Genomic DNA, 22198 nt, shown 5'->3' with positions numbered 1-22198 from the left:
CGTTTGGAAGTATTGGCAACGGGTCTGGGCGGCCCCACGTCTGCGTATTGTACCCATCCCCGTGCAGGAAACCCCTAAGTGAGCGACGTTGCCATCAGCCAGGACACCAGCCAGCGCGAACTCGACCGATTGGCCGAGCTGGCCGAAGACGTGATCCGCCGCGCCCGCGCCGCCGGCGCCAGCCAGGCGGAGGTTTCGGCCAGCATCGATAGCGGCCTGAACGTCAACGTGCGCCTGGGCGAGGTCGAGACGGTCGAGCACACCCGGGACCGCGGTTTCGGCCTCACCGTGTATTTCGGCAAGCGCAAGGGCTCGGCCAGCACCGCCGACCTGAATGCCGATTCGATCCAGGCCACGCTGGACCAGGCTTGCGCGATTGCCAAGTACACCGAAGAGGATCCCGCGGCCGGTCTGGCCGATGCCTCGCGCATGGCCAGCGAGTTTCCCGATCTCGATCTCTGGCATCCGTGGGCGATCGACACGCCGGCGGCGATCGCGTTGGGCCAGGAAATCGAAGCGGCCGGGCGGGCCCATGCGGGCATAACCAATTCCGACGGCGCCAGCGTGCAGACAGGCGAGAGCTTGTCCGTCTACGCCAATTCGCACGGCTTTGTGGGGCGCGAACGCGGCACGCGGCATTCGCTTTCGCTGTCATTGATCGCAGGCGATGAAGCTGGCATGCAGCGCGATGACTGGTACGACTCCGTACGCAGTGCAGGCGATTTCATGAGTGCGCGGGCGTTAGGCGACAAGGCCGCCGAACGAACACTCGCGCGCATGGGTGCGCGGCGTTTGTCGACACGACAAGCGCCGGTGCTGTTCGTACCGGAAATCGCACGCGGGCTGGTCGGCCACCTGATCGGCGCGGTAAGCGGCGGCGCGCTGTATCGCCGCGCCAGTTTTCTGCTCGATCATGCCGGCAAGCAGATCATGCCGGCATGGCTCAAACTGGTCGAACGCCCTCATCTGAAGCGCGGACAAGGCTCGGGCAGCTTCGACGCGGAAGGCGTGGCAACGCGGGATAGCGTGCTGATCGAAAACGGCGTACTCGCGCGCTACATCATGGGCAGCTATTCCGCACGCAAGCTCGGATTGGAAACCACCGGCAATGCCGGCGGAATCCATAATCTAGTGGTTGAACCGGGCCATGGCGATGGCGGCCCGGCAGACGACTTCAACGGCATGCTGCGCCGTCTTGGCACCGGGTTGCTGGCCACCGAGGTGATGGGGCAGGGCGTCAATGGCATCACCGGCGATTACTCGCGCGGCGCCGCGGGCTTCTGGGTGGAGAACGGCAAGATCGCCTATCCGGTGGAAGAGATCACCATCGCCGCCAATCTGCGCGACATGTTCTCAGGCATCGTCGCGGTGGGCGGCGACGTGGACAGGCGCTCGCATCTGCTCACCGGTTCGATCCTGATCGATCGCATGACGATCGCTGGCGAGTAGGTCAAGGGTGCCCAGATCTATTCCACGTGCCCGGCATGACGTCCAGAAGGCCCGCAGGGTGGCGGTCTGTTCAACCGCGGGGCACGCATACAGTGCAGTGACGGGTGCGTGGAATAGATCAGGGCATCCTTAAAGCCGCGCAGCAAGTTCCTGGACACCCTGCTAGGATGCCTCGTACCGGCATCGGCCGGTGTTTGCACGACTTGAAAGGAGATGCCTATGAGCGTTCCGCCCGAGTCCGTTGTACCGCCACCACCGAGTGAGCCCATCGGTGGCGATGTTCCCGCTGAAGAGCGTACCTGGGCCATGTTCGCGCATTTGTCTGCACTGCTGGGCGCCTTGTTTACCGCCTCGTTGGGTGCTGGCTGGGGGTGCTTCATCGGGCCGCTTGTGATCTGGCTGGTGAAGAAGGACACCATGCCCTTTGTCGCCGATCAGGCCAAGGAAGCGCTGAATTTCAATATTTCCGTGGCGATCGCTACCTTGGTACTGGTAGTACTGTCGGCGATTACTTTCGGGATTGGCCTGATCATCGCGATTCCGCTGTGGGCGATCATTGGCATTGGGTGGCTGGTGCTGACCATCATCGCTGGCGTGAAAGCCAACGAAGGCGTGCGTTACCGCTACCCGTTTGCACTGCGCTTGATCAAGTGAGCGGCAATCGACCCCATTACGGACGTCATTCCCGCGAACGCGGGAATCCATTTGCAAAGGTGCATTAGAGCAAAATGGGTTGACGGATTGCTCCGGCAATCCGCCCTTCGGGCCGCCTTCGGCGTTAGCTACGGCGTCCTGCCTCGCTGATCCGCTTTCGCGGGAATGACGGTCATCAGGCTTCCGGTGCAAACGGCTCGGCTTGGTCCGGCGCATCCGGATCGAGCAGCAGGCGCACCCGCAGCTCGGCCTGGTCGAGCGCCTGCTGGCAGTGGCGGTAAAGGCCGATCCCGCGTTCGAAGGCGCTGAGCGATTCGTCCAGGCTCATTTCGCCGCCTTCCATGCGCGCCACGAGTTGTTCGAGCTCGTCGAGCGAGTGCTCGAAGTCGGCGACCGGAGGCGTTTCAGCGGGGGCGGGAGTGGGCTTGGCCATGGCGGGCAACGCTAGCGCAGCGTTAGCGCGGAATCAATCGTTACAGCGAGCCGCTGTGACCCAATGAGACGTTTGCACAGTAGGCCGCGCGGATATCCCGATTTGTCAGCAGTGATAGTTCCCAGGGCTTGATTTCGATATATCGAAATACTATTCTGCCAGCCTCCCCCAAACCCGAGTGAGCCGAGGGAAGGCTCGCCTTAGGAGTTTTTGTGACGACGATTGCGTCCGCGCCTGCCGCCCAACCGGGCGGCATGGGCTTTTCCGGGTATCAGAAATTCGTGGTGGCCGTGCTGGCTTTCCTGCAATTCACCATCGTGCTGGACTTCATGCTGCTGGCTCCCTTGGGGGCTCTGGTGGTGCCGGCCTTGCACATCACGCCCGAGCAATTCGGCCGGGTGGTTTCGGCTTACGCCTTTGCCGCGGGTGTCTCGGGCATTCTTGCGGCGGGCTTTGCCGATCGCTTCGATCGGAAAAAGATCCTGCTGGTGTTCTATGCCGGCTTCATGCTTGGCACCTTGTTCTGCGCACTCGCCCACACCTATACGCTGTTGCTGCTGGCGCGCATGGTGACCGGTCTGTTTGCCGGCGTGGTGGGGGCGTCGTCGATGGCCATCGTCACCGACCTGTTCCCGCTTGCCATGCGTGGACGGGTGATGGGTTTCATCCAGTCGGCGTTCGCGGCGAGCACCGTGCTGGGCTTACCCTTGAGCCTGTGGATGTCCAGCCGTTGGGGCTGGAATTCGCCGTTCTTCCTGATCGTGGTGGTGTGCACGGTCGTAGGCGGTTCGATCATCGGGCGCCTGCGTCCGGTCAATGCGCATCTGGCGCTGCGTCCGGACAAGAACCCGCTGCATCATCTGCTGCATACCTTGACCACCCGCTCCTACCTGATCGGCTTCGCCACCACGGCGTTGCTGACCATGGGCGGCTTCATGCTGATGCCTTATTCCACCTTGTTCGTGGTGCACAACGTCGGCATTCCGATCGAGATGCTGTCCGTGGTGTATCTGATCACGGGCCTGGTGTCGGCAGTGATGGGGCCGTTGCTCGGACGGGCCAGCGACACTTTCGGCAAGTTCCGCGTATTCGCGTTTGGCTGCGCGGTGACGGTCGTGATGGTGCTGATCTATACCCGGCTTTCCAATGTGCCGCTATGGACCTTGATCGTGGTGAGCGCGTTCCTGCAGATCGGCATCTTCTCGCGCATGATTTCCTCGTCGGCCTTGATGTCCGGCTTGCCCAAGCCGGCCGACCGCGGCGCGTACATGTCGATCAGCTCGTCGCTGCAGCAGATGTCGGGCGGTCTCGCCGCCATGCTGGGCGGCATGGTGGTGGTACAGCTCAATGACGGCAGGCTGATGCACTTCGATACCCTCGGCAACATCCTGGTCTGCACTACGCTGGCCTCGTTCGTGCTGATGTATTTCGTCAATCGCCGGGTGATGGGCGCGATTGCCGCGGCTCCTGCGGCGGCGCTGGAAAGCAAAATCAGCCAGGAATCTTGAGCCGGATAATTAACGGCCCGGCCGCCAGCGCGGCCGGGCTCGTGCTTCACGGAAGATCGTTTCGGCGCGTGCGCTCAACCAGCGATCAGCCACCGCAATAAGCTGATCGCCTTCATAAAGCAGTGGACAAAAATCCCGTTGCCACGGCGGAATGGCGCCGCTCTGGAATAGCGCGCGCAGGTCGCGGGTATGGCGGTCGCCGGCCGGCTTGATGCGCTCGCCTCCGCTACGCCAGCGCACGTTGAGCGCGGTAGCCAACCGCGCACTAGGCTCCAGGGTCAATGAGCCGCCATCGGGGAGCATCAACGGCTCACCTTGCCACGCCATTTCATCCGGCGGCGATGGTTGGTTGCCAGGGGCCAAAGCCCATAAGCGGTTCTTCCACACGTGTACTTCGGCACCTGGCCATCGGATGCATGGCAACTGACCCTCCTGTGCCGTGCATTGCCGTTCAATCTGCTGACGCTGCGCCGTGGTAGGTGCCGATAAACCTTGTGCATGCAGCCAATGCGCCAGCAGCGGATTACGCAACGCGGAAGGCAGCTTGAGCCAGCCGCCTGCATCGAGGCTATTGCTGGCGTCGTCGCGCAAGTTTTCGAAGGCGGCAAGCCAATCCTGCTGCAAAGTATTGGCGGCCATGCGGCACAGTGCAGCGCTGTGCGTGATGGATATCGTTGCTTGCGGCCAAAGTGCCTTAAGCAGCGGCATTACTTCATGGCGCAGATGATTGCGGGCCAGCTGGCGGTCGTCGTTCGAAGGGTCGTGGATGCAGGGCAGGTCGTGCGCCTGGACGTAGTCGCGCAATACCTGGCGCGGCACATCGAGCAACGGCCGCCATGCCAAGCCAGGGCCGACTGGACGTTCCGCACGCATGCCGGCCAATCCTTCCGGCCCGGCACCGCGCAGCAGTTTCAACAGTACGGTTTCCGCCTGATCATCCTGATGATGGCCGAAGATCAGCCGCTCATGCGCGTGCAGGTGCTCGGCGAAGATGGCATAGCGCGCATGCCGCGCGGCGGCCTCCAGGCCGATACCGCCGGAGCGGTCCACTTTCGCGACGTGCACGTCGCAGGCGAGTCCCAGCGCGGCACTGAACGCACGGCAATGGGCAGCCCAGCGAGCGCTTTGCGCGTGCAGGCCATGATCCACGTGGATGGCTCGCAAGTCGCGCGTACGCGCTGCGGGAAGATGCGCCAAAGCATGCAGCAGTGCGGTGGAATCGGGGCCGCCGCTGTAGGCGACGCAGAGCTGCCCATCAGGATGCTCGTACAACGCCTGCCGCAGGAAATCGGATAAGGACACGCGCTCAGCCACGCGCCACCGCTTTCTTCTTGTTGCGCACATAGATCGCCTTGGGACGACCTTCGCCCGGACTGCGCCGATCCAGCTCGAACAGGTCGATCGCCGCGATCAGGTCGCTCAACTTGCCGTAACCGAAACTGCGCGAATCGAAATTCGGTCGCTGCTTGGTAATGATCGAACCCACGCCGCCCAGGCCTGCCCAGCCTTCGTCGTCGGACGCTGCATCGATGGCGTTGCGCAGCAAGTTGATCAGGCCAGTGTCCTTCTTCAATTGCGCCGGCGAGCGCGGCTGCAGCGGCTGTTCTTCATCCGGCTTGGCGGCGAGGATTTCGGTGTAGATGAACTTGTCGCAAGCGGCGACGAACGGATGGGGTGTCTTGCGTTCGCCGAAGCCGTAGACGATCAGGCCCGATTCGCGGATGCGCGCCGCCAGCCGGGTGAAGTCGCTGTCGCTGGAGACGATGCAGAAACCGTCGAAGCGGCCGGAATAAAGCAGATCCATCGCATCGATGATCATGGCCGAGTCAGTGGCGTTCTTGCCGCTGGTGTAGCTGAACTGCTGGATCGGCTGGATCGATTGCGTGAGCAATTGCTCCTTCCAGCTCTTCAACTGATTGCCGGTCCAATCACCGTAGGCGCGCTTCACGTGGGCGGTGCCGTATTTGGCCACCTCGGCCAGCAATCCGTCCGCGATGGCCGGCTGGGTGTTGTCGGCATCGATCAGGACGGCGAGCTTGATGCTGTCGCTGGCCATGGCGGCCTCCTGCGCGTGGGAAGACCGGCTAAGTGTGCCTCAGATCGGCACTCAGTCGGTCTACCTGTTGTTCAGTGGGCCTCCTCGAAGGCCTTCAGGCGACGCTCCAGTTCCCATTGGGCCGCGGCTTTTTCGCTGGAACTCAACAAACGCCGGCAAGCGGCGCCAGGCTGGCTGCCGCCCGGCGACTGGCCCTGGCAGGCCGTAGACATCCACAGGCTCTCGCCGGGCAGGAAGCTGTAGCTGAGGCTGTTGCGCGCGAACTGCTTCAAGCTGGGATAGTCGAGGTGGAAGTCTTCGGCGGCGCGCGCGTATTCATGCGTAAGATCGATGCGCGAGACGCCTTCATCATCGGTGGATAGCGCGACCGGCACCCCGTGCTGCAAGTACATCGGCAGCGGATGATCGGCGCCGCGCACGCCGAGGATCACGTCGTTGCTGGTGAGGTTGACCTCGACCAGTACATGGCGCGCGGCCATTTCATCCAGCAGTTCTTCGGGGCGATCTTCATACATCACGTCGACACCGTGGCCGATGCGTTCGGCATGGCCCACTTCCACCGCCTGGCGGATGTGGAAGCGCAGGCCGTCGGGCGGCACCAATCCAGGCGCCAGTTCTCCCGCATGCAGGCTGATATGCACCTTCGGGTAAAGGCGATGAAGGTAGTCGAGCATGCGCATCTGCAAGCTGTAGTCACGCATCGACAGATAGCCATCTTCAGGCATCACAAAATTGATGCCGACCCAGCGCGAATCGACCGAAGCCAGTTCAAAGCCGAGCAGCGTTTGCGCAAACACGCGCTCGGGTGCGGCTCCGCGTAAAACCTGATAAAGGAAGTGAATTCGCACTGCGCAGGCCGCATCGGCGCGGGCACTGCCGCAATGCTGTAAACGTTCCCGCGCGGCCAGCGCCTGGGTGAGCAATTGCTCGTCGGCGGTCAGCTCGTCCTTCAAGCCATGCTCAAGCAACTGCTGGCGCATGCGCTCGAAGTCGGCTTGCCAGCCCAGAGTACGGGCCAGCTCCCTGGCATGCGCGAAGGGCGGCGTCACCATCAATTCCAGGTATTGCTCGTTTTGCGCAGCGGCGCGAGTACTTACTTCGTTGAGCCAGTCGCCCATGTGCTGCTGCGGGGTGACGGCCTGCAAGCGGCCGAAGGTCTCAAAGAACTGGTCATGGCCCGAGTGGCCGTTGGCAGGCACGAAGCTGCGCATGGAGAATGCATCCACCAGCGTGTCGTAGAAATGCTGGTCGCCCAACGCGTCGGCGGCAGGCCGTCTGCCATTCCCGCAATTGGGAGCGCTGGCGTCGTGCTTGTCGACCAGGCTCGAGGTGGCAATGTCCACGCATAGGCCATCGGTGGCAGCCTGGGCAACCCACGATTCGGCGTACACCGCACCGCTGAGATGATTGTGCAAGTCGCCACCCTTGGGCATGGCCACAAGAAAGGCATGCAGGGCGAGCGGGCCTTGTTGGCGCGCAGTCTCGAAAGCTCTGGCCGTACGCGTCTCGGCGGCATCGGCGCGCAGCGGGACGGCCTGCGCCGAAACCTGGGCGACACATGTCATGGCCGCTGCCAGGATGGCGCAGCGCAAAAGGGAGTGGGCCTGCATGGAAGCACCGCGTGAGTGAGTGTCAGGCGATTCTTCAGCAAAACCCGAAAGGCCGCCAGCTATTCCTGGCCGGCGCTTGCAAGGGATCGCTCAGCTGCGGAAATTCAATTCCACTCCGACACCAGCGGGGTCGGTCAGGAACACTTGTACCTGCGGCGGCATGTCCACCACGTCGACGCGATAGGAGACGCCGGCGGCATCCAGCTTGGCGCGCATGGCGGGAAGACCGGTGCAGGCGAAGGCGATGTGGTCCAGCCAGCCGGTGCCTTGTGCGATCGCTTCGCCACCGCCGCGCGAGGTCAGATGCATGACTGGCTCGGCGCCGGCATACAGCCAGTAGCCTCGCGAACCGGAACGGAACGTGGGACGAGGCCCCTCGTGCAGGCCGATGATGTCCACGTAGAAGTTACGCACTCGTTCCAGCAGCTCGGCGGGTGCGCTGAGGTTGACGTGGTCAATGCCTTGCACACCCGCCATAGCGCAAGCCCTTACTCGGTATACGCGCCGTAGTTGCGCAGGCGACGGTAGCGCTGCTCAAGCAAATCCGGCAGCGGAACGGCTTGGAGTTTATCCAGCTCGTTGAGCAGCACGGCTTTCAGGCGCACCGCCATCGATTGCGGGTTGCGGTGGGCGCCGCCCAGCGGTTCGCGCACCACCTTGTCGATCAGGCCCAGCTCCAGCAGCCGCGGAGCAATCAAGCCCAAGGCTTCCGCCGCGTCTTTGGCCTTGTCCGCGCTCTTCCACAGAATGGAGGCACAGCCCTCGGGAGAGATGACCGAGTAGGTGGAGTACTGCAGCATGATCGTGCGGTCGCCCACGCCGATCGCCAGCGCGCCACCGGAACCGCCTTCACCGATGACGGTGCAGATAACCGGCACCTTCAGCTCGGCCATCTCCAGCAGATTGCGAGCGATGGCTTCGCTCTGGCCGCGTTCCTCGGCGCCGACGCCCGGATACGCGCCTGGCGTATCGATCAGGGTAAGCAGCGGAATTTTGAAGCGCTCGGCGAGCTTCATCAGCCTGAGCGCCTTGCGGTAGCCCTCGGGGCGCGGCATGCCGAAGTTGCGGCGAATCTTGCCCTTGGTATCGCGCGCCTTCTGGTGGCCGATGATCATCACCGAGCGCCCGTTGATGCGACCCAGTCCACCGACGATGGCTGCATCGTCGGCATAGGTGCGATCGCCGGCCAGCTCGTGGAACTCCTCGCACATCACGCCGATGTAATCGAGCGTATAGGGGCGGGCGGGGTGGCGCGAGAGCTGGGTGACTTGCCAGGGGGTGAGGGTGCGGAAGATATCTGCCGTCTTGAGCTTGAGCTTCTCGCGCAGGCGGCCGACTTCCTCGTCGATGTTGAACGCCTGGCTGGAGCTGGCATGCCGCAGCTCCTCGATCTTGGCCTCCAGCTCGGCAATCGGTTGTTCGAAATCGAGGAAATTGGGGTTCATTCGGTCACTTACGTGGCGCAGAAGCGGGCCAGTATACCCGGGGTCCGTGACGGGGCGGGAACGGCGGCGTATGGGGCCAGGAATGCCAGGTCATGCCGGGCGACAAGGGGCCGCAGTACGCCCTGGCGGGTCTTGCTCCAGCCGGTACGCGCGGTAAACCCAGTCCCGGCCTCGATCCGGGGGGAGGGCCAGGGGAAGCCTACCGGCCCGACAGGGGGAACTACGCATCCCTGACGCCAATGCCGGCGCTTGTCCGCAAAAAATCCCGCATGTGCCGCCAGTGCGAGCCGCCCCAGTACACGCGGTGGCATCGATCACAAGCGACGAAGCGATCCTGGCGTTGCAGCACGCTTGCCGGAACGCGTCGCCGCACTGCTGCCATGTCGATATCGTGCAGAGGGACATTGCATTGCAGGCATAGCGAGAACGGCCGGGCGCTGGCAGCAAGGTCCAGTCGCGTGACGACTTCACGCAGTTGCTGCGGCGACTTGAGCGCATGGACAAAGCATCCATGCGTGACTTCGCGCCGCTTGAGCAGTTCCCGGTCACGAGTAAGGATGATGCGCTCTTGCTCCAGCGATATTTCCACGATGCGCTCGTCCTGGAAGTGATTGTCGTACAGGGTGTCGAAGCCGCACATGCGCAGCAAGCGCGCCAGGCCACCCAAATGCGCATCGGCCACGAAGCGGGTGACGCGCAATGGCTGCGCACGCACTCGCAATAGCGGCGTGATGTCCAGTGTTTCGAATTTGGGGTACACCGCCACGCGATCGCCGTCGCGCAAAATCTGGCTGAAACCGGTGGACTGGCCGTTGACCAGCACCAGCTCGACTTCGGTATGCGGTACGCCGAGCGCTTCGATCATGTGTTTGGTGGTCGCTGCACGTGCGCAGCGCTGCCGGAACTCGCGCCGGCGCAGGGCGGGTGCGAGGAAATCGTTCAGTTCTTCATAGAAGCGGAAACTTGCCGTGACCATGGTTGTTGCGGTCGAGGAGGCGCGTGTGCTGATCCGAGCGTACGCAAAGCCAGCCTAAGGCAAGGTGAAGTAGAAAGTCGCCCCTTGGCCCTCCGCCGCATCCGCCCAGATCCGCCCGCCATGCCGGCTGATGATGCGGTGGACGGTGGCGAGGCCGATGCCGGTGCCGGGGAATTCCTTTTCGCTGTGCAAGCGCTGGAACGCAGCGAACAGCTTGTGGGCGTATTTCATGTCGAAGCCGGCACCGTTGTCGCGCACGTAATAGGCCACTTCGCCGTTTGCCTTGGTCGCGCCGAACTCGATGACGGATTCCTGCCGCTTGCTGCTGTATTTCCAGGCATTGCCGATGAGATTGTCGAGCGCCGTGCGCAGCAGGCCGGGGTCGCCTTCGGTGGTGAGTCCCGGCATCAGCTTGAACTGTATTCGTCGACCGGGCTCCTGGCGTTGCAGCACGTCTATGACCTTCCGGGTTAGATCGCTCAGATCAACTGTATCCCGTCGAAGTTCAGCGCGCCCAACGCGTGCAAGCGTAAGCAGGTCGTCAATCATCTGGCGCATGCCCTTGGCAGCCTGCAGCACATCTTCCAGCAGCCTGCGCGCTTCTATATCGAGCGTTTCGCCTTGCTGCATGAGCAGGATGCTGGTGAAACCATCGATGCTGTTCAAGGGCGTACGCAGATCGTGTGCTACCGAATGGCTGAAGGCTTCCAGTTCCCGATTGGCACGCACAAGTTCCTCATTCAAGGCGTTGCGCGTGGCAGCCATGGTCAAGTGGGTGCGCACGCGGGCGATGAGCTCTTGCGTAGTGAATGGTTTGGCCAGGTAGTCATCCGCGCCGTAATCGAGCCCTTCCAGCATCGCTTCTTCGCCGGCACGAGCAGACAGCAGGATCACGGGGATGGTGCTGGTTCTGCTTTCCGCGCGCAGCGCCCGCAGCAAGGCGAAGCCATCCAGGCCCGGCATCATGACGTCGCTGAGGATCAGGTCCGGGGGGTGGTGCAAGGCGCTTGCCAGGGCCGTCCGTCCGTCGCCGACTGCCTCCACCTCCCAAAAGGGACGCAGCAACCGGAGCAGGTATTCGCGCATGTCGCGGTTGTCGTCTGCAAGCAGGATGCGACCTGCCGCGGACACAGCTTGCCGGTCCATTTTTGAGTCGATGGCGCGGCCGGACGGGGGCGCGGCTGGAATGCCGCTTCGATGGCTCGATGCACTCCATTGGGCTGCCTCCAGGACGAGGGCCGAGGCGCTGGTCGGTCGCGTGGCTGCGACAGGTGTTTGAACGATACGGTCGGCCGGCAAATGAGCGGTGCCGGCTGGAACGGCGACAAAGAAGGTGGTTCCTTCGCCTTCGACGCTTGCGGCGTGCACGGTTCCTCCATGCAGATTGACGAGGTCCTGCACCATCGCCAGACCCAGTCCACTGCCTTCGAAGCTACGGCCCTGCGAATGCTCGACGCGATGAAAACGATCGAAGATATACGGCAGTTCGTGAGCAGGAATGCCCACTCCGGTATCGCGTACCCGCAATTGGGCGTACGTGCCATGCCAATGCAGGGAGACTTCGATCTCGCCCTTCAGGGTGAACTTGAATGCGTTCGAGACCAGGTTGAGTACGATCTTCTCCCATTGCGCCGGATCGACGTAGACCGGCTCGGGCAGAGGCGGACAGTGAATGATCAGCCGCATGTCGGCCTGTTCGACGAGTGAATCGAACGCGCTGGCCAATTCGCTCGTCGACCGCGAAAGATCCGTGGGCACGAAGGACAATGGGAGACGCCCGGCCTCGATACGGGTGAAGTCCAGCAGGCTGTTGACCAGGCGAAGCAGCCGGATGCCGTTGCGATGGACCATGTCCAGCTCATCGCCGCCCAAGGGCTTGTGCCGGGCGAGCGTGTCTTCAATCGAGCCGAGAATGAGCGTAAGCGGAGTCCGGAATTCGTGGCTGACATTGCTGAAGAAGGCGGTCTTGGCCCGGTCGATCTCAGCCAGCGCTTCGGCACGCAGTTTTTCCTCCTCCAGCGCACGCGCCTTGACCATGGCATTGGCCACTTGATCGGCGGTAGCGAGAAAGAACGCGCGATAGCGTTCATCCAGCTTCCGGTGCGGACTGATCCCGGCAACGAAAAACGCGGAGGGAGCAGCTTGGCCCGTACCGTACAGGGGAAGCACGATCGCCTGTTCCGTTCGCGCGTTCCATCGACCCATGGGCATGGGACCGAATCGGGCGGAGAGATTGTCAACGGTGACTTCCTGCGCGGATTGCATGACGGCGGCAAAGGGCCAGTCCTGGGTATTGGCCTGGTCGTTGATGGGGACTTGGGCAGCCACCGGTTGGCCGTCGATCTGCTTCCAGCCATGAGAGGCGACAAGCGTTGCGCTTTGTGCCGACTGGTCCATGCCGTACACCAGCACGAAGGGTAGATCCAGCGCGTTGGCGGCCAGTACGTCCACGGCGATCAGACAGGCTTCGTGCTCGGACTTGGCGTCGGCTACGCGCCTGGCCAGGTCGTGCAACATGCGGATCTGGCGTTCGCTTTGCACTTTCACCGTTGTTTCCTGCACGGTGTTCAGCACACCCGCAACGCTGCCATCGTCACCTCGAACAGGGCTGTAAGAGGACGTGAAATACGTTTCCTCGGCCATCTCGTCACTGCTGATGAACAGCTGCCAGTCTTCCATCCAGGTCGCGGGACGGCCTTCCTGGATGCTTCGCACCAGCGGCCCGGCCTCGTCCCATACTTCAGCCCAGCATTGCGCGCCGGGTTGAGCCAAAGAAGCAGGATGCTTGTGGCGCAGGATGGGGCGGTAGGCGTCGTTATACAGCTGCAGCAGTTCGGAGCCCCACCAGATCATCATGGGAAACCGGCTGCCGAGCACCACGCCGAGCATGGTCTTCAGGCTGCTCGGCCAGTTTTCGACGGGACCAAGCCTGGTCTTGGACCAGTCGGTGGCGCGCATCAGCGCACCCATCTCGCCGCCATCGACGAACAGGTCCGACCCAGTGCTCGCAGATGACTTATTGCTCATACCGAGTAAGGTGATATGGCTGTGTACCCTTGAGCTTATGCAGCGATGGATACTTTGAATCAGTTCACCGTTTTAGCCACTGCTGTTCAATCCGTTTGATCATCGCGCAGATCTCCCTGAATTCGGCGGGTTTGCAGAGGTAGCCGCTGGCGCCATGGTGCATGACTTCGGCTTCCACCGCTTCGGCATCGGCGCCACTGTAGATGAGCACCGGTATCTGCCGGGTCCGTTCATCGGCGCGCAATTGCGCCAGCACTTCCAGCCCATCCACCCTAGGCAGATGCATATCGAGCAAGATCAATTGCGGTAGCGCAGTCGGGCTGGTCGGGTTGCCGCCGAGCAACATTTCCAGCGCGGCCTCGCTATCGTGCACGGCCTGGACGGTGGTTTGGGACTTGTTGGCGCGCAGCGCGTACTTGAACAGGTCAGCCGTGGTGGGGCTGTCGTCGATCAGCAGGATATCCGGTGCACCCGTGCTCATTTGGCTCCCCTGGGAATGCTCTGATCCATTCCCCTACCGTCACCGCATTTTAGGCACATCTGGCGGCGTAGGCTGGGATTGCCATCCCAGCCTACGCGCTAATCCTAATCGCCGTTACCAGTCTTGACGATACGTACACTGGCGTCCAGTACGCCAGGCATGCCGCGCAGCGTACGCAGCAGCTCGGGAATGGCATGTACCTTCCATTCCTGCCCCAGCTCCAGGTCGGCCTGGGCGCTGGTGTTGCGGTAGCCGTTGAGGATGACGCTGGCGTTGCCGCCACGGTGGCCGGCGAGGGCCTGGCGGAAGGGCGCGATGAAATCGGGGTTGATGCCGTTCACCTTGACCCGCAGCAAGCGTGCAAAACGGCGGCAGGCGTCGGCCAATGACATGGCGCTGCGGGCACGCAGCTGGAAGCCGCCGCCGGAGAATTCGTCGATGCGCAACCCGCCTTCCACCACCAGCAGTTCGTCACGGGTGAGCAGTGGAGCGACCTGCTGGTACAACTCGCCAAAGAAGCTCACCTCGATGATGCCGGTGCCGTCTTCCAGGCGTACGAAGGCGTCGCTGTCGCCACGCTTGCGCACGGCTACGACCATGCCGGCCACTGTCCATGGCGTATCGGGGCCACGGCGGAAGCGGTTGTCATCGCCATCGTTCTTGCGCGGGCGCGGCGGCTGGTAGCGGTCGACGATCTCGCCCAGCGGGCAACTGGAGAGCTGGGCCAGTTCCTCGCGCCAGGGATCGGTGGGATGGCCGGACAGGTAATGGCCGAGCGTTTCGCGCTCGTACTGCAGCTTCTGTTCCAGCGGCCATTCGGGCGCCGTCGGCAGGTCCACCTGTACCACCGGCGCCACCGCACCTACCATCGCGCCAAACATGTCGTTCTGGCCCGACTGGCGGTCGCGCAGGTGCTGCTCCGCCGCCTTAATGGCATCCGGCAGCTGCAGCATCAGGCTGGCACGGGTGGGCGCCAGGGCGTCCAGCGAGCCGGAGTGGATCAATGCCTCCAGCACGCGCCGGTTGAGCTTGGTCGGGTCGACGCGGCGACAGAAGTCGGCCAGGTCCTTGTACGGGCCGCCTTGCTTGCGCTCGTCGGCGATGGCTTCGCAGGCGCCCTGGCCGACTCCCTTGATCGCACCCAGGCCGTAGCGGACCACCCTGGATTCGACCGCCTCGAACATGAACTCCGAAGCGTTCACATCGGGAGGCAGGATCTCAAGGTTGATGGCACGCGATTCGTTGAGAAAGATCACCACCTTGTCGGTGTTGTCCATGTCCGAGGAGATGGTCGCGGCCATGAACTCGGCGGGGTAGTGCGCTTTCAGCCACGCAGTCTGATACGACACCACGGCATAGGCGGCAGCGTGCGACTTGTTGAAGCCGTAACCGGCGAACTTTTCCATGTCGTCGAAGATGGCGTCGGCTTTCTCGCCGCTCAGTCCGTCCTTGGCCGCGCCTTCGCGGAACTTGGCGCGCTCCTTCGCCATTTCCTCGACTTTCTTCTTGCCCATCGCGCGGCGCAGCAGGTCGGCGCCGCCGAGCGAGTAGCCGCCGACGATCTGCGCCATCTGCATCACCTGCTCCTGGTAGACCATGATGCCGTAGGTCTCTTTCAGGATCGGCTCGACGCGCGGATCGGGATAGATCACGTCCTCGCGCCCGTGCTTACGCGCGACGAAGCTGGGGATCAGGTCCATCGGGCCGGGGCGGTACAACGCCACCAGCGCGATGATGTCCTCGAAGCGGTCGGGTTTCGCATCCTTGAGCATGCGTTGCATGCCGGAGGATTCGAGCTGGAACACTGCGACGGTTTGCGCGCGTTTCAACAACTCGTAGGTGGGTACGTCGTCCAGCTGCAGCGCTGCAATGTCCAGCGGTTCTTCGCCGGTCTTCGCCCGGCGCGCATTGATCGCCTTCACCGCCCAATCGATGATGGTCAGTGTGCGAAGCCCAAGGAAGTCGAACTTCACCAGGCCGACTGCTTCCACATCGTCCTTGTCGTATTGCGTCACCACGCCGGCGCCGCCTGGTTCACAGTACAGCGGCGCGAACTCAGTCAGCGGTTTCGGGCCGATCACCACGCCACCGGCGTGCTTGCCGGCGTTGCGGGTGAGGCTTTCCAGCTTCAGCGCCAGGTCGATCAGCGATTTGGCTTCTTCGTCCTGCTCGTAGAGTTCGCAGAACTCCTTCACCACGCGATCGGGCTCTTTCTGCGCTTTCTCGGAGCGGCCCAGCACGCACGACAGGGTCAGGTCGAGCGGGCGCGGCGGAATCAGCTTGGCGATCTTGTCGACCGCGTTGTAGCCCATGCCGAGCACGCGACCGGAATCGCGCAGCACCGCCTTCGCCGCCATTGAGCCGTAGGTGATGATCTGGCTGACGTGGTCGCGGCCGTATTTGCGCGCCACGTAGTCGATCACTTCGTCGCGCCGATCCATGCAGAAGTCGATGTCGAAGTCCGGCATCGAAATACGTTCTGGATTCAAGAAGCGTTCGAACAGCAGGTTGAACTGCAGCGGATCCAGGTCGGTGATTTTCAGCACCCATGCCACCAGCGAGCCGGCGCCCGAACCGCGTCCCGGCCCGACCGGAATGCCGTTTTGCTTCCCCCAGTTGATGAAGTCGGCCACGATCAGGAAGTAGCCGGGAAAGCCCATCTTGACGATCACGTCCAGCTCGCGTTCCAGCCGCGCCTGGTAATCGGCCAGCGTGTGGCCGGCTGCCAGTGGGGCATGCGCAAGGCGTTCCTGGAGGCCCTCGCGCGCGATCTCGCGGATGTAGCTGGCCAGGTCATGGCCTTCGGGCACCGGGAAATTCGGCAGGTAATAGGTGCCGAAGGAAAGCTCCAGGTTGCAGCGTTTGGCCAGTTCGACCGTGTTTTCCAAGGCTTCGGGGATGTCCGCGAACAACTCGGCCATCTGCTCGGGCGTTTTCAGGTATTGCTGGTCGCTGTAGTCGCGCGGCCGCTTCGGGTCAGCCAGCACGCGGCCCTGGTGAATGCACACGCGTGCCTCGTGGGCTTCGAAGTCGTCCTGCTTCAGGAAGCGCACGTCGTTGCTGGCGAGGACCGGCAGATCCAGTGCACCGGCCAAGGCGAGTGCGGCGTTGTTCCAGGCTTCTTCGCCTTCGCGGCCGCAACGGGTGAGCTCCAGGTACAGGCGATCCGGGAACAGCTGCGCCAGCGGATGCAGGCGTGGCGTAGCGGCATCCGCTCCCTGATTGACGGCGATGCGCGCGACCTCGCTTTCGCGGCCCAGCAGCGCGATCAAGCCGGCCGTCGCATCGGGCGTGAGCCAGGTGGCGTCGACCAGCGCGCGGCCGCCTTGCTGGCCTTCGCGCCAGGCGCGCGAGACGAGGCGGGACAGGTTGAGATAGCCGTCGCGGTTCTGGCACAGCACGGTCATGCGCCAGGGGCGCGGATCGTCGGGGGAGCTGATCCACAGGTCGCAGCCGCCGATCGGCTTGATGCCTGCCGCGCTGCACGCCTTGTAGAACTTCACCAGGGCGAACATGTTGCATTCGTCGGTGAGCGCCACGGCAGGCGCGCCGGCCTGCACGCTGGCAGCCACCAGCGCCTTGATGCGGATGGTCGAATCGACCAGCGAATATTCGCTGTGCAGATGCAGGTGAGCGAAACGGACGGACATGGCGCGCACGCGAAGTAATGGCTCAGCCTAGCGAGCCGTTGGGGTGCGAGCAAGCATTGACAAGAGCTGGGAACGGGGAGTGGGGAACAGGGAACTTCACGTTTATCGCAAGCTTTACGTTCCCCGTGATCCGATCCCTGTTCCCTGCGTTCAGATCAGTGCACCCGGAACCGCTCGTCTTCGACGATCGGCTCGATGTAATGGGAAAGGCTTTCCACGCTCAGCGGCTGCAAGTCGTAGTCCAAATGCTGTAGTTGCAGTTTGGCGACATCCGGCTGCGGCTCGGCGGCCTTCGCTGAGCGCTGCTTGGCGGTCTTCGGTTTTTGGCGCCGGCGGAAGGAAAGCATCATGACACCCTCCTCGAAAGTCCGGTGTCTGATGGGTTGGTAGGGGCACCGGACGACTGTGGCGCGTCCATGCGGGACGATCGCTACGTCGCTTTTCGCATGCCGGCGCAGCAGCTTTGCAACTCCATTCCTATACCTGCTCGGATGCGCGAGCAATAGGTAAGGTTGCATAGAGAGATGAACATCGCACCGGCAGAACCAAGGGCCGCGCTTGCGTTCAGAAAAGCCGCCCTTGGTCCAACAGCAGCTTGACCGGTGCGAAGCTGCGACGGTGCTCGGCGCAGGGGCCTAGCCGTTGCAGTGCGGCCAGGTGGCCCGGCGTGGGATAGCCCTTGTGCACGGCAAAACCGTAGCCCGGGAATTGCGCATCCATTGCGATCATCAGTCGATCGCGACTGACCTTGGCGAGGATCGACGCGGCGCTGATCGCCGGCTCCAGCGCATCACCGTTGACGATGGCGCGGGCGGGGCAGGGCAGGTCCTTGGGCAGCTTGTTGCCGTCGATCAGTGCTTCGGCCGCGGCCGGCGTCAGGCCTAGCACCGCCCGTGTCATGCCGGCCATGGTGGCCTGGAAGATATTGATGCGATCGATTTCCTCGCGCTCGACCACCACCACGCTATAGGCCAGCGCGCGTTCCAAGATCAGCGGGAAAAGTTCTTCGCGTCTTGTCTCGCTCAGTTTCTTGGAGTCGTTCAGGCCGTCGATGGGATGCTGCGCATCGAGGATGACGGCGGCAACGACTACTGGCCCGGCCAGCGGGCCACGACCGGCCTCGTCCACGCCGGCGACATGTTGACTGACGCGCTTTTCGCGCTTGCCCCCTCTGTCCTGCGAGGAGGGCAGAGTGTTCGGCTTGTGCTTATCGTCCATGGCCGAGCAATTCAACGATGGCCGCAGCAGCATGGTCACCGGCATGGCCCGGCAGATGGCCGCGCAAGGCTTCGTGCAGTTGTTCGAAGGCGGCAACGATGGCGCCGCGCCGCTCGCTGTCGCGGAACAGTTGCAGCGTGGCCTGCGTCAGTTTTTCCGCCGTGAAGTCGTCCTGCATCAGTTCGGGTGCCAGCAGCGTGTCCTTGCCCATGCCGCAGGCGCGGGCAAGGATGTTGGGCAGCGCATACACATCGGTCTTGAGCATGTTGAACAGGCGCGCGATGCGATAGCTCAGCGGCGATACGCGATAGCCCACCACCATGGGACGTTTGGCAAGCATGGTTTCCAGCGTTGCCGTACCCGAAGCCAGCAACACCACGTCGGCCGCCAGCATGGCCTCGTGCGCATGGCCGTCGACCAGGATGGGGGCGGAGTCATCGCGCGGCCCACGCGCGAGCATGCCTTGGAGCGTGGCCAGGGCGCGCGAATTGGCGGCTGGAATCACCACGCGCAAGCCAGGCATCGCGGCGGCTATGCGTTGGGCGGCTTCCAGGAAGGTGTTGCCCATGCGCTCCAGCTCGGAGTGGCGGCTGCCGGGCAGTAGCGCGAGCACCGGGACGTCCAGCGGCAATTGCAGCGCACGGCGTGCCGGTACGCGATCGGAAACCAGCGGAAAGCGATCGGCCAGCGGATGGCCGACGAAGCGCGCATCGATGCCGTGGCGCGCATAGATCGGCGGCTCCATCGGAAACAGGCACAGTACGCGATGCACGCTTTGGCCGATCTTGTCCGCACGCTTCTCGCGCCAGGCCCAGATCGACGGGCTCACGTAATGCACGGTACGCAGGCCTGCCTGCTTCAAGCGGCGTTCAAGGCCGAGATTGAAATCAGGCGCGTCGATGCCGACGACGATGGCGGGCTTGGCGGCAAGCAGGCGCGCCATCAGTTCCTTGCGCAGCCGCAGCAGGCGCGGCAAATGGCTGATGACTTCCGCAAAACCGAACAGCGACAGTTCGCGGATGTCGTACCAGGATTCGAAACCGTGTTCTTGCATGCGGCGGCCGCCGATGCCGACGAAGCGTGCGTCAGGATAGTGCTTGCGCAGCGCCGTGATGAGATCCGCGCCGAGTTGATCGCCGGAGTCTTCGCCGGCGATCAACGCGATCAGCGGGGCTGCGGCGTCAGTGGGCATGATCTGCGCGATGCACGGCGGTTAGCGAGCCAAACCGCGTTCGCTGCGATCCAGGAAATCCAGCATCGCCCGCACGTCCTCGCTCTCCTGGGCTTGCGCCACCAACTGCTCGCGCGCCTCGGCCAGCGACAGGCCCGAGGTGTAGAGCGTGCGGTAGGCGCGCTTGATGGCGGTGATGCGATCCGGCTCGAAGCCGCGGCGCTTCAGGCCGGTGGTGTTGAGCCCGCGCGGGCGGCCGGCCTGGTCGTTGGCCATCATCAGGAACGGCGGCACGTCGGCGCCGAGCAGGCAGCCCATGGCGATGAAGGCGTGGGCGCCGATCTTGCAGAACTGGTGCGCGCCGGAGTAGCCGGAAAACACCGTCCAGTCCCCCACTTCGACATGGCCAGCCAAGGCCGAATAGTTGGAAAAAATGGTGTGGTTGCCGACGTTGCAATCGTGAGCTACGTGCACATACGCCAGCAGCCAGTTGTCGTTGCCGATGCGGGTGACGCCGCCGCCATCGCCGGTGCCGCGGTTGATGGTAGTGAATTCGCGGATCAGGTTGCGATCGCCGATCACCAGCTCGGTACGTTCGCCGTTGAACTTCATGTCCTGCGGATCGCCGCCCAGCGAGGCGAATTGCGCAATGCGGTTGTCGCGGCCGATCCGGGTGGGGCCCTGGATCACCACGTGCGGTCCGATCACCGTGCCGTCGTCGATCTGAACCTCCGCGCCGATGACTGTAAAGGCACCAATGCTGACATTGGCGCCGATGACGGCCGACGGGTCGATTTGCGCGGTGGGATGGATCATTTCTCCGACCTCGCGGCGCATAGCAGCTCGCAGCTCGCTACTTCGCGGCCATCCACCAGCGTGCGTGCCTCGAACAGACCCATGCTGCGCAGCAGACGCTTGAGTTTCACTTCCATGCGCAGCTGATCGCCTGGCACGACCGGCGCGTTGAAACGCGCGTTGTCGACCTTGGCCAGATAAAACAGCGGGCTGGGCGAACCGCCCTTCAGGCTTGCACTGATCTGCGTAAGCAGGCCTGCCGACTGCGCCATGGCTTCCACGATCAGTACCCCGGGCATGACCGGATGGCCGGGGAAGTGGCCGTCGAAAAACGGTTCGTTGATGGTGACGTTCTTCAGCGTCACCACGCTCTGTTCGGGCACGATCTCGATTACGCGGTCCACCAGCAGGAACGGGTAGCGGTGCGGCAGCAGTTCCCGAATTCGCTCCACGCCCACCGGTAGCGTGATCGGGGTAGTGTTGTCAGTCATCATTTCTTATCCTTTTCCAGCGCCGACAATCGGCGCGCGTACTCGTCCAGGTGCTTGAAGCGCGCAGCATTGCGGCGCCACTGTCGGTTCTCCTGCAGCGGCACCCCGGAGGAATACTCGCCAGCCTCCCGAATCGAATGAGTCACCAGGCTCTTGGCGGTAATGGTAACCCGGTCGGCCACCTCAAGATGGCCCAACACGCCGGCGTTGCCGCCGATCATGCAATAACGGCCGATTTTGGCACTGCCGGCCACGGCGGCGCAGCCGGCCATGGCGGTATGCGCGCCGATGTAAACGTTGTGAGCGATCTGGATCTGGTTGTCCAGCCGCACGTCCTCTTCCAGCACGGTATCCTCGAGCGCGCCGCAGTCGATGGTGGTGTTGGCGCCGATTTCACAGTCGTCGCCAATGCGCACACCGCCCAGCTGCGGCAGCTTTACCCAGTGATCGCGATCGAAAGCCAGGCCGAAACCGTCCGATCCGATGACTGCCCCTGGATGCACCAGCACGCGCTTGCCGAGCGTGACGCGCTTGACCAGGGTTACCCGGGCAACCAGGCGCGATTGTGCGCCGACGACGCAATCCTGGCCGATGATGCAATGCGAGCCCAGCACGGCACCCTCTTCCACCACCGCGCCCTCTTCAATGACGCAGTGCGGGCCGACGCTGGCGGATGGGCTTACACGCGCGCTCGGCGCTATCACTGCGCTGGGATGCGCACCGGGCGTTGCTGCCGGCAAGCGTTCGAACAGGGCGGCGATATGCGCATAAGCTACATAGGGATCGCGGGCAATCAATGCAGCGGTAGGGCAGTTTTCGGCGGCCTCACGGTTCAATACGACCACGCCTGCATGCGTGGCGGCCAGTTGCCCGGCGTACTTGCTGTTGGAGAGAAAGCTGAGTTGGGAAGGGCCCGCCCCGGCAAGCGTGCCGACGCCGTCAATGACGCGCGTTCCGTCGCCACGAAATTCCAGGGCGAAGCGCTCGGCAAGTTGGGCAACGCTGTATCGGGTCGTGCTCATCCAAGGCTCCAGGGTGATCCGCGCATTGTAGGGGTTCGCCCTTGCCCGGGGTACCTGAGAGATGGCCTGCCTCATGCCGCCCATCCGGTACGGCTTCCCTGGGCGAGCAGCTTGTGTCGTGGGGGATAGCGGTTTGGGCTGTGTTGCCGGCTGGGATGGCAATCCAAGCCTGGGGCGGCGCGCGGCACGCTCGGACGGTCATCTCCCCCAAA

19 protein-coding genes are annotated in these 22198 nt (G+C 63.3%); 3 read left to right on the top strand and 16 right to left on the bottom strand.

The window, feature by feature from the left end:
- The first annotated feature begins 78 nt into the window (after positions 1 to 78).
- Positions 79 to 1449 (top strand): metalloprotease PmbA, encoded by a 1371-nt coding sequence (gene pmbA, locus QQJ96_RS18695; RefSeq protein WP_284333546.1) that lies wholly within the window; start codon positions 79 to 81, stop codon positions 1447 to 1449.
- 219 nt (positions 1450 to 1668) lie between these two features.
- Positions 1669 to 2103 (top strand): DUF4870 domain-containing protein, encoded by a 435-nt coding sequence (locus QQJ96_RS18690; RefSeq protein WP_284333545.1) that lies wholly within the window; start codon positions 1669 to 1671, stop codon positions 2101 to 2103.
- Positions 2104 to 2278: 175 nt separating this feature from the next.
- Here QQJ96_RS18690 and QQJ96_RS18685 read toward each other — a convergent pair whose 3' ends face one another.
- Positions 2279 to 2536 carry an exodeoxyribonuclease VII small subunit gene (locus tag QQJ96_RS18685; RefSeq protein WP_284333544.1) on the bottom strand — a complete coding sequence of 86 codons (258 nt, stop codon included), beginning with the start codon at positions 2534 to 2536 and terminating at the stop codon, positions 2279 to 2281.
- A 212-nt stretch (positions 2537 to 2748) separates the two neighbouring features.
- Between QQJ96_RS18685 and QQJ96_RS18680 the strand changes: the two genes are divergently transcribed.
- Positions 2749 to 4044, top strand: a complete 1296-nt coding sequence (locus QQJ96_RS18680; protein ID WP_284333543.1) for an MFS transporter — start codon at positions 2749 to 2751, stop codon at positions 4042 to 4044.
- Positions 4045 to 4053: 9 nt separating this feature from the next.
- On the opposite strand, the gene tilS is transcribed toward QQJ96_RS18680, so the two are convergent.
- The 15 genes from tilS to lpxD all read right to left on the bottom strand — a co-directional run bounded on the left by tilS (position 4054) and on the right by lpxD (position 21986).
- The gene (tilS, locus tag QQJ96_RS18675; protein ID WP_284333542.1) at positions 4054 to 5346 is read right to left on the bottom strand and encodes a tRNA lysidine(34) synthetase TilS; all 1293 of its coding nucleotides are present in this window, start codon (positions 5344 to 5346) and stop codon (positions 4054 to 4056) included.
- Between the two features lie 4 nt (positions 5347 to 5350).
- Positions 5351 to 6100: an NYN domain-containing protein gene (locus QQJ96_RS18670; protein WP_284333541.1), complete on the bottom strand. Its 750-nt coding sequence runs from the start codon at positions 6098 to 6100 to the stop codon at positions 5351 to 5353.
- 71 nt (positions 6101 to 6171) lie between these two features.
- Positions 6172 to 7665, bottom strand: a complete 1494-nt coding sequence (locus QQJ96_RS18665) for an adenosine deaminase family protein (protein ID WP_284333540.1) — start codon at positions 7663 to 7665, stop codon at positions 6172 to 6174.
- Between the two features lie 135 nt (positions 7666 to 7800).
- Complete coding sequence (locus QQJ96_RS18660; protein WP_284333539.1) at positions 7801 to 8187, bottom strand: VOC family protein; 387 nt, start codon at positions 8185 to 8187, stop codon at positions 7801 to 7803.
- 11 nt (positions 8188 to 8198) lie between these two features.
- Complete coding sequence (locus QQJ96_RS18655; RefSeq protein ID WP_284333538.1) at positions 8199 to 9155, bottom strand: acetyl-CoA carboxylase carboxyltransferase subunit alpha; 957 nt, start codon at positions 9153 to 9155, stop codon at positions 8199 to 8201.
- A gap of 220 nt (positions 9156 to 9375) precedes the next feature.
- Positions 9376 to 10131, bottom strand: coding sequence for a Mut7-C RNAse domain-containing protein (locus tag QQJ96_RS18650; RefSeq protein WP_284333537.1), 756 nt, complete (start codon positions 10129 to 10131; stop codon positions 9376 to 9378).
- A 54-nt stretch (positions 10132 to 10185) separates the two neighbouring features.
- Positions 10186 to 13158 carry an ATP-binding protein gene (locus tag QQJ96_RS18645; RefSeq protein WP_284333536.1) on the bottom strand — a complete coding sequence of 991 codons (2973 nt, stop codon included), beginning with the start codon at positions 13156 to 13158 and terminating at the stop codon, positions 10186 to 10188.
- 64 nt (positions 13159 to 13222) lie between these two features.
- A complete protein-coding gene (locus QQJ96_RS18640) occupies positions 13223 to 13639 on the bottom strand; it encodes a response regulator (protein WP_284333535.1) in 417 nt (138 codons plus the stop codon).
- Positions 13640 to 13743: 104 nt separating this feature from the next.
- Entirely contained in the window at positions 13744 to 17289 is a 3546-nt protein-coding gene (gene dnaE / locus QQJ96_RS18635) for a DNA polymerase III subunit alpha (protein WP_284333534.1), read from the bottom strand.
- 155 nt (positions 17290 to 17444) lie between these two features.
- A complete protein-coding gene (locus QQJ96_RS18630) occupies positions 17445 to 17639 on the bottom strand; it encodes a hypothetical protein (protein ID WP_284333533.1) in 195 nt (64 codons plus the stop codon).
- Positions 17640 to 17853: 214 nt separating this feature from the next.
- A complete protein-coding gene (gene rnhB, locus QQJ96_RS18625; protein ID WP_284333532.1) occupies positions 17854 to 18507 on the bottom strand; it encodes a ribonuclease HII in 654 nt (217 codons plus the stop codon).
- On the bottom strand, positions 18497 to 19699 hold the full coding sequence (gene lpxB, locus QQJ96_RS18620) for a lipid-A-disaccharide synthase (protein ID WP_284333531.1): 1203 nt from the start codon (positions 19697 to 19699) through the stop codon (positions 18497 to 18499). The genes rnhB and lpxB overlap by 11 nt, the downstream gene beginning before the upstream one ends.
- Before the next feature lie 21 nt (positions 19700 to 19720).
- Entirely contained in the window at positions 19721 to 20494 is a 774-nt protein-coding gene (gene lpxA / locus QQJ96_RS18615; protein ID WP_284333530.1) for an acyl-ACP--UDP-N-acetylglucosamine O-acyltransferase, read from the bottom strand.
- On the bottom strand, positions 20491 to 20964 hold the full coding sequence (gene fabZ, locus QQJ96_RS18610; RefSeq protein WP_284333579.1) for a 3-hydroxyacyl-ACP dehydratase FabZ: 474 nt from the start codon (positions 20962 to 20964) through the stop codon (positions 20491 to 20493). The genes lpxA and fabZ overlap by 4 nt, the downstream gene beginning before the upstream one ends.
- Entirely contained in the window at positions 20964 to 21986 is a 1023-nt protein-coding gene (lpxD, locus tag QQJ96_RS18605) for a UDP-3-O-(3-hydroxymyristoyl)glucosamine N-acyltransferase (RefSeq protein ID WP_284333529.1), read from the bottom strand. The genes fabZ and lpxD overlap by 1 nt, the downstream gene beginning before the upstream one ends.
- Between the last annotated feature and the right edge of the window lie 212 nt (positions 21987 to 22198).

The sequence above is a fragment of the Dyella flagellata genome, assembly GCF_030160275.1.
Lineage (GTDB): Bacteria > Pseudomonadota > Gammaproteobacteria > Xanthomonadales > Rhodanobacteraceae > Dyella_B > Dyella_B flagellata.
This window is presented reverse-complemented; position numbering and strand designations above follow the sequence as displayed.